General features: G+C 65.8%; 14 protein-coding genes. 2 read left to right on the forward strand and 12 right to left on the reverse strand.

Features of this window, described 5'->3' with window-relative positions; all coding sequences use genetic code 11:
• Nucleotides 1-218 precede the first annotated feature (218 nt).
• The 7 genes from rpsO to rimP form a co-directional block, all read right to left on the reverse strand.
• Complete coding sequence (gene rpsO, locus Q0D31_RS07385) at nucleotides 219-488, reverse strand: 30S ribosomal protein S15 (protein ID WP_079540211.1); 270 nt, start codon at nucleotides 486-488, stop codon at nucleotides 219-221.
• Between the two features lie 2 nt (nucleotides 489-490).
• Nucleotides 491-1,669 (reverse strand): tRNA pseudouridine(55) synthase TruB, encoded by a 1,179-nt coding sequence (truB, locus tag Q0D31_RS07390; RefSeq protein ID WP_291847693.1) that lies wholly within the window; start codon nucleotides 1,667-1,669, stop codon nucleotides 491-493.
• Nucleotides 1,666-2,079, reverse strand: a complete 414-nt coding sequence (rbfA, locus tag Q0D31_RS07395) for a 30S ribosome-binding factor RbfA (RefSeq protein ID WP_291847696.1) — start codon at nucleotides 2,077-2,079, stop codon at nucleotides 1,666-1,668. Before rbfA ends, truB begins: the two co-directional genes overlap by 4 nt.
• A gap of 150 nt (nucleotides 2,080-2,229) precedes the next feature.
• Entirely contained in the window at nucleotides 2,230-4,863 is a 2,634-nt protein-coding gene (gene infB, locus Q0D31_RS07400) for a translation initiation factor IF-2 (RefSeq protein WP_291847699.1), read from the reverse strand.
• Nucleotides 4,864-4,940: 77 nt separating this feature from the next.
• Complete coding sequence (locus tag Q0D31_RS07405) at nucleotides 4,941-5,621, reverse strand: RNA-binding protein (RefSeq protein ID WP_291847702.1); 681 nt, start codon at nucleotides 5,619-5,621, stop codon at nucleotides 4,941-4,943.
• 77 nt (nucleotides 5,622-5,698) lie between these two features.
• Nucleotides 5,699-7,306 carry a transcription termination factor NusA gene (nusA, locus tag Q0D31_RS07410; protein ID WP_291847703.1) on the reverse strand — a complete coding sequence of 536 codons (1,608 nt, stop codon included), beginning with the start codon at nucleotides 7,304-7,306 and terminating at the stop codon, nucleotides 5,699-5,701.
• A 3-nt stretch (nucleotides 7,307-7,309) separates the two neighbouring features.
• Nucleotides 7,310-8,086 carry a ribosome maturation factor RimP gene (gene rimP, locus Q0D31_RS07415; RefSeq protein WP_291847706.1) on the reverse strand — a complete coding sequence of 259 codons (777 nt, stop codon included), beginning with the start codon at nucleotides 8,084-8,086 and terminating at the stop codon, nucleotides 7,310-7,312.
• Between the two features lie 321 nt (nucleotides 8,087-8,407).
• On the opposite strand from rimP, the gene Q0D31_RS07420 reads away from it, so the two are divergent.
• Both Q0D31_RS07420 and Q0D31_RS07425 read left to right on the forward strand, forming a co-directional pair.
• The gene (locus tag Q0D31_RS07420; RefSeq protein WP_291847709.1) at nucleotides 8,408-9,487 is read left to right on the forward strand and encodes a DUF2336 domain-containing protein; all 1,080 of its coding nucleotides are present in this window, start codon (nucleotides 8,408-8,410) and stop codon (nucleotides 9,485-9,487) included.
• 109 nt (nucleotides 9,488-9,596) lie between these two features.
• Nucleotides 9,597-10,442 (forward strand): phytanoyl-CoA dioxygenase family protein, encoded by an 846-nt coding sequence (locus tag Q0D31_RS07425; RefSeq protein WP_291847713.1) that lies wholly within the window; start codon nucleotides 9,597-9,599, stop codon nucleotides 10,440-10,442.
• Between the two features lie 3 nt (nucleotides 10,443-10,445).
• Here Q0D31_RS07425 and trmB read toward each other — a convergent pair whose 3' ends face one another.
• From trmB to Q0D31_RS07450, 5 genes are all read right to left on the reverse strand, one after another.
• Nucleotides 10,446-11,186: a tRNA (guanosine(46)-N7)-methyltransferase TrmB gene (gene trmB, locus Q0D31_RS07430; protein WP_291848157.1), complete on the reverse strand. Its 741-nt coding sequence runs from the start codon at nucleotides 11,184-11,186 to the stop codon at nucleotides 10,446-10,448.
• Nucleotides 11,186-12,793: an apolipoprotein N-acyltransferase gene (gene lnt, locus Q0D31_RS07435; RefSeq protein WP_291848160.1), complete on the reverse strand. Its 1,608-nt coding sequence runs from the start codon at nucleotides 12,791-12,793 to the stop codon at nucleotides 11,186-11,188. The genes trmB and lnt overlap by 1 nt, the downstream gene beginning before the upstream one ends.
• A complete protein-coding gene (locus Q0D31_RS07440; protein ID WP_291847716.1) occupies nucleotides 12,793-13,938 on the reverse strand; it encodes a hemolysin family protein in 1,146 nt (381 codons plus the stop codon). Before Q0D31_RS07440 ends, lnt begins: the two co-directional genes overlap by 1 nt.
• Nucleotides 13,913-14,437, reverse strand: coding sequence for an rRNA maturation RNase YbeY (gene ybeY, locus Q0D31_RS07445; RefSeq protein ID WP_291847719.1), 525 nt, complete (start codon nucleotides 14,435-14,437; stop codon nucleotides 13,913-13,915). Before ybeY ends, Q0D31_RS07440 begins: the two co-directional genes overlap by 26 nt.
• A gap of 83 nt (nucleotides 14,438-14,520) precedes the next feature.
• A complete protein-coding gene (locus tag Q0D31_RS07450) occupies nucleotides 14,521-15,576 on the reverse strand; it encodes a PhoH family protein (protein ID WP_291847721.1) in 1,056 nt (351 codons plus the stop codon).
• Nucleotides 15,577-15,578: the final 2 nt, after the last annotated feature.

A 15,578-nucleotide genomic window follows, 5' to 3' on the forward strand; every position in this document is an offset into this window, starting at 1 on the left:
GCGATCCTGCCATGGTCTTCATATTTCGGATGGCGTCCATCCTCTCGGCAGTCACGGGCACCTTGCCCTGCCCAGCGGCCGGATTGCCGCTGGACGTTGGCGAGCACGATCCTTTCGGGACGATGCTCTTGCACATGATCGTCTCCGAAAAATTCGGAGTCCGTTGCTTCGGAAAATCATGCGAAAACGCGCGCAAGCCGCGCGCGTGTATTATCAAATCAACGACGAATGTTGTGCTTCTCGAGCAGCGCCTTGTAACGCGCCTCGTCCTTCTTCTTGATGTAGTCGAGTAGGGAACGGCGCGTCGACACGAGCTTCAGGAGGCCGCGGCGCGAATGGTTGTCCTTCACGTGGGTCTTGAAATGGCCGGTGAGATTGTTGATGCGTTCCGACAGGATCGCAACCTGGACCTCGGGCGAGCCGGTGTCGCCGGCCTTGTTGGCATTGGTCTTGATGACTTCCGCTTTGCGTTCGGCGGTAATCGACATCGTCAAACTCTCTTGTTGCTGCGATCGGGACTGGCAGTCAGCCCGGTCAGGTTGAACACGCGCTTGGGGATGAGTTCGCCATTGCCAATTTCGGCGAGGGCCAGAAGCTGGCCTGCCACCGTGACATAGACTGTGCCGCTACTATTGGGCGCATCCCGTCCGCGCAACAAAACGGCCTGGCCCCGATGGAGCCTTGCCGCATCCGCCCGTGTGACGGCCAGCGCCGGGATGTCGTCCAGCGCGGTCTCAACGGGCAAAAGCGCGTCGGCGAGGCTGCCCTCGCCAGACGCGGCTCTATTGCATAAAGCCTCCAACTGTTCCAGCGGAATCATGTCCGCCTCCCGGAACGGGCCGACCATGGTCCGCCGCAGGGCGCAGATATGGCCGAAACAGCCCAGAATCCGGCCGATATCGCGGGCCAAGGCCCGAACATAGGTCCCCTTGCCGCACTCGGCTTCGAACACGGACTGGTTGGCATCCCAATGTTCCACAAGGGCCAACTCGTGAATCTCGACCGGGCGCGGCTTCAATTCGACGGTTTCGCCGTCCCGCGCCAGATCGTAGGCGCGCTCGCCGCGGACCTTGATCGCAGAGTACTGCGGCGGGATCTGCTCGATCAGGCCGGTGAAGCGCGGCAACAGGGCCCGGATCGCTTCCGCCGATGGCCTGAGGTCGCTGGTCCGGACCACCCGTCCCTCGGTATCGTCGGTGTCACGCTCCTCGCCCCAGGCCACGGTGAAGCGATAGCGCTTGCGGCCGTCCATCACGAAGGGAACCGTCTTGGTGGCCTCGCCCAGCGCGATCGGCAGTCCGCCGGACGCCAGCGGATCGAGCGTGCCGGCATGGCCCGCGCGCTTGGCCTGGAACAGGCGCTTGAGGATGGCGACCGCGTGCGTCGAGGTCATGCCGATCGGCTTGTCGAGCACCACCCAGCCGTGAACGTCGCGCCGGTCGCGCCGCGGCTGGTTGTTCTGGCGCGGCGGCTTGCCCTGGCGCGGGTCGTTGTTGACGCGGCGTTCACCATCGCCGGCGCGGCTCTTGCCATCGCCGGCGTGGCCCTTGCCGTCGCCCGCGCGGCGTTCGCCGTCGCCATTTCGCTCCGCAAGTATATTTATCTCAGCGTCGTGCGAATCGGCAGCTTCCTGCTCGATCGTGCCGTTGGTGGCGGGCGTTATCATCATTTGTCGTCCGAATCGGGTGCGAGGTCTCTCTGCACCGCAGGTGTTCGCAATAATTTCTCGATCCGTTCCGCTTCGTCGAATCGTTCGTCGGCGTGGAAGCGAAGATCAGGAGCAAATTTCAGGTTAACGCGGTGGGCGATCTCGCCGCGCAGGAACTTCTTGTGGCGTTCGAGCGCCGCGATCACGATCTCGATGTCGCGGCCACCGAGCGGCATGACGTAAATCGTCGCGAGCTTCAGGTCCGGCGACATCCGCACCTCGGCGACGGTGATGATGTGGCCTTCGAGGTCGGGGTCGTGGACGCTGCCTTGCGCCAGAATGTCGGCGACGGCATGGCGCACGGTCTCGCCGACGCGCAACTGGCGTTGCGATCCGCCGGGAGCGGAACCCTTGGTGTGATGGCGGGGCATGGTCCAAAATCCCGATTGTCGTCATCACCGCCAACTGCGGATGATCCAGTATGCCGCGCCAGAACGGAATGCGGTGACTGCTGGATGCCCCGCCTTCGCGGGGCATGACGGCTTGCTTTAGAAATTCCAGCCTCTTCGCAAGATTTGGACTTACAGAGAGCGCTGGATCGTCTCCACGCGATAACACTCGATGACGTCGCCGGCGCGCATGTCGCCGTAGTTCTCGAACGCCATGCCGCATTCCTGGCCGGACTGCACTTCCTTCACCTCGTCCTTGAAGCGCTTCAGCGTCGAGAGCTTGCCCTCATGGACGACGACGTTGTCGCGGATCAGGCGGACGTTGGCGCCGCGCTCCACGGTGCCGTCGGTGACGCGGCAGCCGGCGACCTTGCCGACCTTGGAAATGTTGAACACTTCCAGGATCTGGGCGTTGCCGAGCATGGTCTCGCGCAGCGTCGGCGCGAGCAGGCCGGACATCGCCTTTTTGATGTCGTCGACGAGATCGTAGATAATGTTGTAGTAGCGGATCTCGATGCCGTTGCGCTTGGCCGCGGCTGCGGCCTCCTTGTTGGCGCGCACCGAGAAGCCGATGATCGCGGCGTTGAAGCCTTCCGCCAGCGTGACGTCCGATTCCGAAATGCCGCCGACGCCGGCATGCAGGATACGGGCGGCGACTTCGTCGGTGCCGAGCTTTTCCAGCGACCCCAGGATGGCCTCGAGCGAGCCCTGCACGTCGGCCTTGATGATCAGCGGGAAATCCTTGCGGCCCGAGGTCTTGAGCTGCGACATCATCTGTTCGAGCGAGCCGCGCATGCCTGAAATCGAGGCGGCGGCGTTCTCGCGCTTGCGGTGGGCGCGATAGCTCGTCACCTGGCGGGCGCGGGCTTCGCTCTCGACCACGGCGAGGCGGTCGCCGGCTTCCGGCGGGCCGTTGAAGCCCAGCACCTCGACCGGGACCGACGGCCCGGCCTCGGCGATGGTTTCGCCCTGGTCGGAAATCAGGGCGCGGACACGCCCCATCTCGGCGCCGGCCACGACGATGTCGCCGACGCGCAGCGTTCCGCGCTGCACCAGCACGGTGGCGACCGGGCCGCGGCCGCGATCGAGCTTGGCTTCGATCACGGTGCCTTCGGCCGGCCGCTTCACGTTGGTCTTGAGATCGAGCAGTTCGGCCTGCAGCGCGATCATCTCCAGCAGCTTGTCGAGATTGGTCTTGTTCTTGGCGGAAACCTCGACGTCGACGACGTCGCCGCCGAGCGATTCGACCTGAACCTCGTACTGCAGCAGTTCGGTGCGCACGCGTTCCGGCTTCGCATCAGGCTTGTCGATCTTGTTGATCGCCACGATCATCGGCACCTTGGCCGCCTTGGCGTGGTTGATCGCCTCGATCGTTTGCGGCATGACGCCGTCGTCGGCCGCCACCACCAGGATCACGATATCGGTGACCTTGGCGCCGCGGGCGCGCATCGCGGTGAACGCGGCGTGGCCCGGCGTATCGATGAAGGTGATCTTCTTGCCGCTTTCCGGCGAGGTCACCTGATAGGCGCCGATATGCTGGGTGATACCGCCGGCCTCGCCGGAGACCACGTTGGCGTGGCGAAGCGCATCGAGCAGCGAGGTCTTGCCGTGGTCGACATGGCCCATCACGGTGACGACCGGCGAGCGCGGCTCGGTGTCCTCGGAATCCTCGACGACGTCGAACAGGCCCTCTTCAACGTCGGACGCGGCGACGCGCTTGACGGTGTGGCCCATTTCCTCGGCGATCAGCTGCGCGGTGTCGGCGTCGATCACGTCGGTGATCTTGTGCATCGCGCCCTGTTTCATCAGCAGGCGGATGACGTCGACCGCGCGCTCCGACATGCGGTTGGCGAGTTCCTGGATGTTGATGGCTTCCGGGATGACGACCTCGCGGATCAGCTTTTCTTTCGGTTCGTTGGAGGCGTGTCCCTTCAGGCGCTGGGTGCGGCGGCGGAACGAGGCGATCGAACGCTCGCGCACCTCGTCGGCGTTGAGCGCGGTGACCAGCGTCAGGCGGCCGCGCTCCTTCTGTGGCGCCGGCTTATGGGTGGTCTTGGGAGGCGTCGCGGGGCGCATGACGCCGCCGGGGCCGCGGCGGATCTGGCGTGGACCCTCGTCATCATCCGAACCGTCGGAGGCGACGCCGGGCGCGCGGGCGGGCGGCACTGCCGCCGGACGGCCGGCGGCGGGACGGCCGGCCGCGGGACGGGCCGAAGCCGGCGTCGCCGCCTCGGCCTCGCCGAATCGCTTCCTGGCCTCAAGCTCGGCCTTGCGCTTGGCTTCCTCTTCCTGCCGGTGGCGCTCTTCCTCGGCCTTGCGGCGGGCCTCGGCGGCTTCGCGTTCGGCCTGCTCGATGCCTTCCTTGCTGGACCGGCGCTTGGCCTCTTGCTCGGCCAGCCGCCGTTCCTCGACGTCGCGGATCTTGGCGTCGGCCAACGCGCTGGCGCGCGCGGAACGCTCGTCCTCCGTCAGGGTGCGCAGCACCACGCCGGAACCGCTGCGCGCCGCAGCGGGCGTCGCTGCGGGGCGGGCAAGGGGGGCTTTTGCGGGCGCCGCCTTGGCGACGACCGGCTCAGGCGCGCGGGTTTCGGTGGCGGCGGCATCGCCGCCGACACGGCGCTTGCCGCGCTTTTCCACCACAACCTGCTTGGTTCGGCCATGGCTGAAGCTCTGGCGGACGGTGCCCGTCTCGACGCGCGGCTTCAGCGTCAAGGTCTTGGTCGGGACACTCAAAGTCTTGTCGCCAGGCGTTTTCGTATCAACCATTCAGCAGTCCTAATCTCGTTGCATTGCGCGCATTCGCGCAGTCATTGAAGCAAGTCTTCGCAAGCAGTCTTCGTTAGTCAGAAATTCCGGCCGCCACCTTCGGTCTTGTCGTCGTCGGCCATCCGGTATCGAACCAGGGTCTGGCAGCGCGACAGGAACGTCTTGCTCGCCGGGCCCGCGAGCAGCGCAGCATGTATCACATTTGACCGGCCCAGTGCCAAATCCAATTCTGCGGACGTTAAAGGGCTAACAATCGCTAAATCCGCCGATTCAGCAATATTTCGGCTCCTTTGCCGGGCGATCGCGTCCAATTTTCGGATTCCGTCGGCCGCGCCGTCGGAAGCGTGGATCAGGGCCTGGGCTTTGCCCTGTTCGAGGATGCCCTCAACCTTGCTGAAGCCGGAAACCACCTGACCCGCCTTGGCGGCCATCGCCAGCGCCTCGGTCACGCTGCGGACCAGCAAGGCCTCGGTATCGGCGGGCAGGGTCGCCGCGACGCGGACGTCGCGCTTGAACCCCTTGCTGAACTGGTGACGCCGCACCGCTTCCGCAACGGTCCGGCGCGACGCCGAGATCCAGAGGCCGCGACCGGGCAGCTTGCGCTTCAGGTCGGGGATCACCTCGCCCTGAGGGGAGACGACGAACCGGATCAGTTCGTCTATGCCGCGCACCTCGCGGCTGACCGCGCACATCCGCGCGGTCGCAGACCTTTCGGTCCGCGGCCCATTGTCGAGATCGGGGTCAGCCACTGCAAGCATGCGCTGGGCGTTGCTCCTAACATTCGCGCGGGTTGCTGGCGCGAAACCGGCTATTGTTGTTGCGGAACACCTGAGGCTTACGCCGTCTGGTCTTCGGGGGCCTCGGCCAACTCAGGCTTGGCAAGGTCCGCTTCGGTGACCCAGCCGGCGATGACACGGGCCTGCATGATCATGCGCTCGGCATCGTCGCGCGAAACCTCGTTGGCGTCGAGGATTCCCGGGTGCTTGGTCGGCTCGCCGCCTTCCTTGCGCTCGGTCCAGCCGACCAGATCGTCGGTCGCGCAGCCGGCCAGATCCTCGACCGTCTTGATGTCGTTCTCGCCGAACTTCACCAGCATTTTCGAGGTGACGCCTGGCACATCCTTCATGGCGTCATCCACACCGAGTTCCTTGCGCTTGTTCTCCAGCTCGGTCTCGAGCTGTTCAAGATATTCCCTGGCCCGGTTCTGCAGCTCGTTGGCGGTTTCGTCGTCGAAACCCTCGATGCCGGCGAGTTCCTTGACGTCGACCAGTGCAAGTTCCTCGACCGAGGTGAAACCTTCCGACGCCAGCAACTGGCCGACAACCTCGTCGACGTTCAGCGCTTCCATGAACACCCGCGTGGAGTTCTCGAAGTCGGCCTGGCGGCGCTCGGATTCTTCCTGTTCGGTAAGGATGTCGATATCCCAGCCGGTCAGCTGCGAGGCGAGGCGCACGTTCTGGCCGCGGCGGCCGATCGCCAGCGACAGCTGGTTGTTGGTGTCGGGGACGACCACCTCGATCCGCTCGCGGTCCTCGTCGATCACGACCTTGGCGACTTCGGCGGGCGCCAGCGCATTGACGACGAAGGTCGCGATGTCGGGCGACCATGGAATGATGTCGATCTTCTCGCCCTGCAGCTCGTTGACCACCGCCTGCACGCGCGAGCCGCGCATACCGACGCAGGCGCCGACCGGATCGACCGAGGAATCCCTGGAAATCACCCCGATCTTCGCGCGCGAGCCGGGATCGCGGGCCACCGCCTTGATCTCGACGATGCCGTCATAGATTTCCGGGACTTCCTGCGCGAACAGCTTGGCCATGAACTGCGGATGGGTGCGCGAGAGGAAAATCTGCGGGCCGCGGGTTTCGCGCCGCACGTCGAAGATATACGCGCGAACGCGATCGCCGTTGCGGAACACCTCGCGCGGCAGCATTTCGTCACGGCGCACGATGGCTTCGCCGCGGCCGAGATCGACGATCACGCTGCCATATTCGACGCGCTTGACGACGCCATTGACGATGTCGCCGATGCGGTCCTTGAACTCCTGGTATTGCCGGTCACGTTCGGCCTCGCGCACCTTCTGCACGATCACCTGCTTGGCGGATTGCGCGGCGATGCGGCCATATTCCAGCGGCGGCAAGGTATCGGCGATGGTGTCGCCGACCTGGGCGCCGGGATTGGCGCGCTGCGCATCCGCCAGCGAAATCTGGTTCGACGAGTTCTCGACCTGGTCGACCACCAGCATGTGGCGCGACAGCCGAAGTTCGCCCTTTTTGGCGTCGATCTCGGCGTGAACGTCGGTCTCGCTGCCGTAGCGGGCGCGCGCCGCCTTGGCGATGGCGTCTTCCATCGCCGCGATCACGATGCCTCGGTCGATCGACTTCTCGCGGGCGACGGCGTCCGCGATCTGCAGCAGTTCGAGTTTATTGGCGCTGACTGCCATGGCCTAGTCTCCTTCGGTAGGATCGATATCACCCCTGCGCAGTCTTTCTGCGGCGAGGCGGTGTTTCTTGGTATTCGTCGGTTCCGGCCTGGTGCCGGGCCTAGTACCGGGTTTCGGCCTCGGCTTGTTGCTCTTGGCCGGGTCGCTTTTCCTGGCGTGCGGCGGCGGTGGCGGCGCCAGCCCCAGATTCTGTTTGAGCGCGCGCTCGGCGGCCTTGCCGCGCCGCATCGATTCCGCAATCAGCTCGTCGGTCAGAACCAGGCGCGCATCGGCGATGTCTTCCATCACCAGCAGCACCTCGGCATCTTCGCCTTCGCGTATGTCGTCGCGATGCAGCCGCACGGTGTCGCCCTCGCAGCCGGCGAGAAGCCCGCGGAAACGCTTGCGGCCCTGATGGGCGACCGCCATTTCGACCTTCACGAGATGGCCGGTGTAGCGCTCGAAGTCGGAACGGCGCACCAGCGGGCGATCGATGCCCGGCGAGGATATCTCCAGCCGGTAGGCGCGGTCGATCGGGTCGGCGACATCGAGCACCGGCGACAGCGCCCGCGAGATCGCCTCGCAATCCTCGATCTGCATGGTTCCATCGGGCCGCTCGGCCATGATCTGCACGGTGCAGCCGTATTCGCCCGAAATCTTGATCCGGACCAGCCGGTAGCCCATGCCCTGCAACACCGGTCCGGCGACCGCCGACACCCGCGCCGCCGCGCCGGGCTCGACAACGAGCCGGGGCTCGGCCAACAGGTCGACATCCTCTGAAGCAGCAGTTGGATCGGTCATGTCGAGGGTCAAGAGAGTTTTTCTAGCCTGGGTTGAAGCCGGATCACCACCGCGATCCGGCCGGTTAGCTGAACCGCACCCGAAGCCGTTTCGGACCGGGCTCGTTCAGGTAACAAAAAAGAGCGGGTCCCGGGGGGCCCACTCTCAATACGCGATCGTATGAGAACCATAAGTTGCCGTGGATATAGCGGTTTTTCAGCAATCCGACAAGGCCTGCGATCCCATTAACGGCAATTTTGCCGCGCCTTGACCTAACCCTTCCTTCACCAACGCCGCCTAGATTGGGTCAAAACCAGCAGAATGGCCGGTTTGGACGGGCTAATGACACCAGCGCCATCGCTAATCCCTGAGCTTGACGAAATTGTCGGCCGTGGCGACCCCAAGCGCCGCAACGATGCCGTGCGCCGCATCAGCGAACTGTATCTGCAGGGTGCGGCGAGCTTCACTTCCGACCATGTCTCCCTGTTCGACGAAGTCCTGACCAGCCTTGTCCCACACGCCGAAGTCACATCGCGCGCCGAACTGGCCGAGCGGTTGTCGGTTCTGGAGAACGCGCCGCGCGGCCTTGTCGGCCAACTGGCGCAGGAAGACGAAATTGCAGTTGCCGGTCCGCTGCTGCGCCGGTCCACCGTCATCGATGAACAGATGCTGGTCGAAATCGCCGCTGCCAAGGGCCAGGATCATCTGCTGGCCATGGCCGAGCGGCCGACGCTATCGTCCGAGGTTACCGACGTCCTTGTCAGCCGCGGCGACCGCGCCGTGGTGCGCCGCACCGCCGGCAATGCCGGCGCCAACTTCTCCGCGGGCGGCTATTCGAGCCTGATCCAGCGCGCGGGCCAGGATGGCGTACTGACGATCAGACTCGGCCAGCGTGACGATCTCTCTTCGGAACAATTGAAGGATCTTCTGGGCGGTTCGATCGACATCGTCCGCCGCCGCCTGGTCAAGGTGGTGAAACCCGAGCGGCAGGCCGAGATCAAGCAGGCAATGGCCGATATCACCGGCGTGAAGGGATGGGCTTTGAGCCGCGACTTTTCGCTGGCGCAGCGAACGGTCCTGAAGCTGGGCCGCGAGGGCTCGCTCGGCGAAGGCGCGTTGCTCAACTTTGCCAAGGCCTTCAAATACGAAGAGGCGGTAGCCACGCTCGCGGCGATGAGCGGCGTCGAGATCGAAACCCTTGATCGCCTGATCAGCGGCGAGCGCGACGACGCGATCCTGATCGCCGGCAAGGCCAGCGGTCTGGAATGGGCGACCGTGCGCGCGCTGATCCTGCTTCGGGCCGGACCGAACCGGACGGTTTCCCCGCTCGATATCGAAAACGCGCGGGTCAACTTCGTCCGTCTGATGCCCGCGACCGCCAAGCGCATCGCCGGCTTCTGGAAAACCCACCCGTCGGTCTGACGGCTGCGGTCGCAAATGGCTCCCTATCGTCAAGGCGTCGCGCTATCATCGGCGCCGAAGACATTGCGTTTGGCGAAACCGGGTCGGTGGCAGGGCGGGAGAGGAACAAATGCTGACGGATGCTCAGGTTCATGCGTATGCCGCCGAGATCAGCGACAATGGATTCGCCATCATCGAGAACGCGGCGAGCCGCGAACTGGTCGAAGGCCTGAAGGCCGCGCTGGAGCGTACCGAGCGTGAACACGGTCTTGGTCCGGCCCGCACGTCGTTCGAAGGCTTCAAGACCGTCCGCATCAATAATCTGCTCACCTATGACGAGCTGTTCTGGGAAGTGCCGCTGCACGAAAACGTGCTGCCGGTCGTGGAACGGATGCTCGACCACGAGTGCCTGCTGTCGTCGTTCTGCTCGCTGGTGCTTGGCCCCGGCCAGGAGGCGCAGCCGATCCACGAGGACACCCAGTTGATCCCGCTGCCGCGGCCGCATATCCCGATCACGATCAACGCGATCTGGGCGCTGTCGGATTTCCGGGAAGACAACGGCGCGACCCGGATTGTTCCGGCCAGTCACAAATATCTGTCCGCGCCCGAATACGGCAAGGAGTATGACACGGTGGCCGCAACAATGAAGGCCGGCAGCGTGATGCTGTTCGACAGCGCGCTGTGGCACGGCGGCGGCGCCAATACCAGCGAGGCCAGGCGCTTCGCCTTTTCCTGCGCCTATTGCTGGGGATGGATGCGCCAGCAGGAGAACCTGCAGCTCGGCATTCCCCGGGAAACCGCGCGGCGCTTCCCGCGGCGCCTGCAAGAACTATGCGGCTACAGCGTCTACCGGGGACAGTTCGGCCACATCGACAACCACGACCCGATCGAACTACTGGGGCGCGAACGCGGCAAACGCATGGTGTGGGAGGCGACCGACGCGAAGAAAGCGAAGATGGCGGAAGCGAAGGAATGACTGCTAGCCGTTCCGCCGAAACCGCAGATACGTCGCCACGCGCCCTTCGCGCTCGGCTTTTCGGCCGTAGCGCGTCATGGTGTAGCCGTCCCACGGTTGTCGCCAGTCGGCGGCGCGTTCGGCGGTCCAGAGAAAGTCGGAGCTGCGCATCAGGTGCGCCAGCGTCCAGGCGCAGTAGTCGTCGATATCGCTGACAAAGCGGAATTCGCCGCCGGGCTTGAGGATGCGCGCCATCGCCGTCACCGTGGCGTCCTGCACGAAGCGTCGCTTCCAGTGTCGGCGCTTCGGCCAGGGATCGGGGTGGATCAGGTCGATCCGCGCCAGCGATTGCGGCGGCGCCCAGGCCAGAATTTCGGCGGCGTCGCCGGCGAACAGGCGGATGTTGGCGAGGTTGTCGGCCTCGATCTGGGCCAGGATCTTGGCCATGCCGTTGACATAGGGCTCGCAGCCGATGAATCCGGTGCCGGGAAAGGCGCGCGCCTCGGCGATCAGGTGCTCGCCGCCGCCGAATCCGATTTCGAGCCTGACATCGGCGACGCCGCCATCGAACAGATCGGCGAGACGGCCCGGTGCGGGGGTTCCGATATCGAGCGCCAGATGCGGCAGCAGATTTTCGATCAGGTCGGCCTGGTGATTGCGGAGCTTGTGGCCCTTGCGGCGGCCGAAGAACGAGCCGCGCGCGGCCACGGAGGCGTCCCGATCCGGCGGCGCGCCCCGATTTTCCGGCTGGTCGGGCGCCGCCATCATCGCATCGTCCGCTTCGCGGTGCGCCGTCGGATCACCACCAGCAACGCCGTTGCCGCAAGCACGGCGGCCGGAATGTCGCCAAGACGGGCGTAGATCGTCGGCGGCAGGGCCGCGGGCAGGCTGGCGTCCAGCACGCCCTCGATGCCGAGTCCCAGTTGCGCGACGATGCGCCCCGAGGGATCGATGACCGCGGAGATGCCGGTGTTGGCGGCGCGAACCACCGGCAGACCTTGCTCGACGGCGCGCAGCCGCGCCTGCTGCAGGTGCTGGTAGGGGCCGGTCGAGTTTCCGAACCAGCCGTCATTGGTCAGGTTGACGATCCAGCCCGGACGATCCCCGCGCGCCGCGACAGCGCCCGGGAAGATCGTCTCGTAGCAGATCAGCGGTAACGCGCGCGGCGCCTGCGGTATCTCCAGCGCACGCCGTCGCTCGCCGGGAATGAACCCGCCCTGCACCTTGGTCAGCTGCACGAAGCCAAGCTTTTCCATCCAGTCCTGGAACGGCAGGTATTCGCCGAACGGCACCAGGTGAAGCTTGTCGTAAACCGACAGCACGCTGCCGTCGTGGTCGATGAGATAGATCGAGTTGTAGGCGCGGGTGACGCGGGCGCCGGGCGGCCCGTCGGGCGCGCGCACCGAGCCGGTCATCAGTACCGTCCCCCTGGGCAGCAGCTCGGCGATCTGCGCCATCGCGTCGGCTTCGCGGGTCAGGAAGAAAGGGAACGCCGATTCCGGCCAGATCAGAATCTGCGCGTCGCGCACGCCCGTGGATTGCGGCCCCGAAGCGCGGTCGGACAACGCGAGGTATTTCTGCATCACCTCCGCCTTGGCGGCGTAATTGAATTTGACGTCCTGCTGCAGGTTGGGCTGCATGATGCGCAGCTTGACCGCGGTCATCGCCGTGGGCTGCAGCGACAGCCGGACAACGCCGTAGATCGCCATCGCCGCCAGCAGCAACAGCGCCAATGCCGGCGCGATCCAGGGCTTGCGCCCGCGCGAGCTGCCGTCGATCAGCACGGCCGGACTGGCGAAGATCGCAACGCTGAACAGCGTCATGCCCCACAGCCCGATCAGCGAGGCGGTCTGCGCCAGCGCCAGCGGCTCCGACAGCGCGTAGCCGAACGCGTTCCACGGAAATCCCGTCAGCAGGTGGCCGCGCAGCCATTCGCTGATCGTCAGGCCGATCGCGAGCGACAGCACGCGCGTCGCATCGCGGGTCCAGATCAGGCGCGCGAGCGCGAAGCCGGTCGCCGTGAACAAGGCGAGGTAGGCCGGCAGGCCCAATACCGCGAACGGCATCAGCCAGGCGAACGTCGGTGCATCGACCAGGAAGGCGTTGCCGGTCCAGTAGAGCCCGGGAACGAAATAACCGAGCCCGAACCAGAAGCCGGACATCGCGGCGGCAGGGGCGCCGCGCCACTTTCCGGCCGCCGCGCCGTCGATCAGCCAGACCACGACCGGAAAGGCCACGAACAGCGCTGGCCATGCATTGAACGGCGCCATCGACAACGCTGCCAGCGCGCCCGCCGCCAGCGCGATCGCCGCGCGCTTCCATCCCCAGGCGAGGATGATCGAAAGACCGGCGCCCCGGAGCCTGCTGGTGATCACTGCGAGCCGGCTCCATCGCCCGGGGCCGGCGGCGCATTGTCATTGGCTTGAGGCGCGTTGGGGTCTGGTGCCGGCTCGCGACGGCGGCCTTCGCGCAGCGTGCGCGCCGCGGGACGCTCCTTGCGGATGGCGATGCGCAGGCGTTTGACCCGCCGCGGGTCGGCGTCGAGCACTTCAATCTCGAAATGGCCTGGACCGGCGATGACCTCGCCGCGCACCGGCAGGCGGCCGACCTGCGCCACCAGGTAGCCGCCCAGTGTCGCGACTTCCTCGCCGGCCTCGCCGGTGACGAATTCCTCGCCGATCAGCGTTCGGGCGTCCTCGAGAGAGGCGCGGGCATCGGCGATGAACGAATTGTCCGACTGCCGCACGATCGCGGGCGGCTCGTCGCTGTCGTGCTCGTCGTCGATCTCGCCGACGATTTGCTCGACGATGTCCTCGATCGACACCAGCCCGTCGGTGCCGCCATACTCGTCCACGACCAGTGCCAGATGGATGCGCGAGGCCTGCATCTGCGCCAGCAGGTCGATCGCCCGCATCGACGGCGGCACATACAGCAGCTTGCGGATGATGTTGGCGTCCGCCAGCGGCAATGCGAGGTCGACCGCGCGCAGGTCGAGGCCCGCCGGGAACGGTTTCTTGCGCTTGGGCTTGCCGGTGTCTCCGATGCGCGCCTTCGCGGTCATGAACGCCAGCAGGTCGCGGATGTGGACGATGCCCTCGGGGTCGTCGAGGGTTTCGTTGTAGACCACGAGGCGCGAATGCGCCGCGCTTTCGAACAGGCTCATCAATTCGCCGAGAGGGATGTCCCGCCTGACCGCGACGATGTCGGCGCGATGCACCATGACGTCGGCAATGCGCCGCTCGTGCAGGCCGAGGATGTTGCGCAGCATGGTGCGCTCGATGGCGGAAAAACCGACGTCGTCCGGAGTGGAGGTGTCGAGCACGACCTGAAGATCGTCGCGGACCGACCCCGGCTTCCAGCCGAACAGGGTGCGGATCGCCCGCAACAGCCAGTTGTCGGCGGCCGGCCGCAGCACCTCGCCATCCTGCACCACCACGGGCAGGTTGCGGGTGTCGCGCGGGTTTTCCTGGGTCGGCTCGGAGTCCGGCATCTCAGTCCACCCGCTCGCGATTTTCATGCAAATCTCGACCCGCATACGGGTCGGGAATGCCGATCTGCGCGAGGATCTTCCGCTCCAGATCCTCCATGGCTTCGGCTTCGTCGTCGGTTTCGTGGTCGTAGCCGATCAGGTGCAGGAAGCCGTGGATCGCAAGATGGCTGAGGTGATGGTCGAACGGCTTCTGCTCGTCGTCGGCCTCCTTGCGCGTGATCTCGTAGGCGATGGCGATGTCGCCGAGCATCCGCGGCGCCTCCGCGGCCGCCCCCCTGCCGGTCGGCTGCAGCGCCGGAAACGACAGCACGTTGGTCGCCTTGTCGATGCCGCGCCAGTTGTTGTTCAGGGTGCGGATCCCGCGGTCGTCGGTGAGCATGATCGCCAGTTCGGCGTCGCCGACATCGGCGTCGGCGATTTCAGCCGCGGCGGCGATCGCGCGATGGATCACTGCCTCGGCGTCCGACTCGGTCTGCCAAACGTCGGCGACGACGAGAACTTCGGTGACGGGAAGGGCGGACGACACGGGCGTTCCAGGCCTTTGCATGGCATTACCAGGGTTGCCGCCGGGGCCTGCCCGCGGCGGGCCCGCGGTCGAAGGGTACACGGTCAAGGTTTGCCGGTTGCGGGTTTTTGCGGCAATCCCTCATAGGCGGCGACGATCCTCGCCACCAGTTCATGGCGGATGACGTCCTCGGCGGTGAATTTGACCTGCGCGATGCCCTCGACGCCGTCGAGCAGCCTGACGGCCTCGGCAAGTCCCGAGGCCTGTCCGGGCGGCAGGTCGACCTGCGTGGGATCGCCGGTGATGATCATGCGGCTGTTCTCGCCGAGCCGGGTCAGGAACATCTTCATCTGCATCGTCGTGGTGTTCTGGGCTTCGTCGAGGATGATGACGGCGTTGGTCAGCGTGCGGCCGCGCATGAACGCCAGCGGCGCGATCTCGATTTCGCCGGCCTGCAGCGCCCGCTCGACGATCCGCGAGTCCATCAGGTCGTACAGCGCGTCGTAGATCGGGCGCAGATAGGGATCGACCTTTTCGCGCAGGTCGCCGGGCAGGAAGCCGAGGCGCTCGCCGGCTTCGACCGCGGGCCGCGACAGGATGATGCGGTCGACTTCCTTGCGCTCGAACAATTGCGCGGCGTGCGCGACCGCCAGCCAGGTCTTGCCGGTGCCGGCGGGGCCGACGCCGAACACCAGTTCGTGGCGCTTCAACGCGCGGATGTAGCAATCCTGCGCGGCGGTGCGCGCCCGCACCGGGCGCTTGCGCAGATTGATGGTCTCGAACGCGGTCTTGGCGGCCTTGGGGTCGAACTCGAACAGCGAGCCCTGCGCCAGCACCGCGCGGATCGCCCCTTCGACATCGCCCTGCGCCAGGTCCTGTCCCTGCGTCGCCTGCAAATAAAGCGTTTCCAGCACCCGCCGCGCGGCGTCGCAGCCGTCGCGCGAGCCGGCGATGCTGATGTGGTTGCCGCGTGAATCGACGACGACGCCGAGTCGCCGTTCGATCAGCGCCAGGTTCTGGCCGTAGGGGCCGACCAGCGCGGAAGCGGCGCGGTTGTCGTCGAAGTCGATGACGACCTGGGTCTCGGGCGGGATCTGCATGTCGCGGTCAAACTTGCGGCTGGGAGCGAGCGAAGGCGAATCCGATGCGCTTTTTGGCAAGG

The sequence above is a fragment of the Bradyrhizobium sp. genome (genome assembly GCF_022844465.1).
Taxonomy (GTDB): domain Bacteria; phylum Pseudomonadota; class Alphaproteobacteria; order Rhizobiales; family Xanthobacteraceae; genus Bradyrhizobium.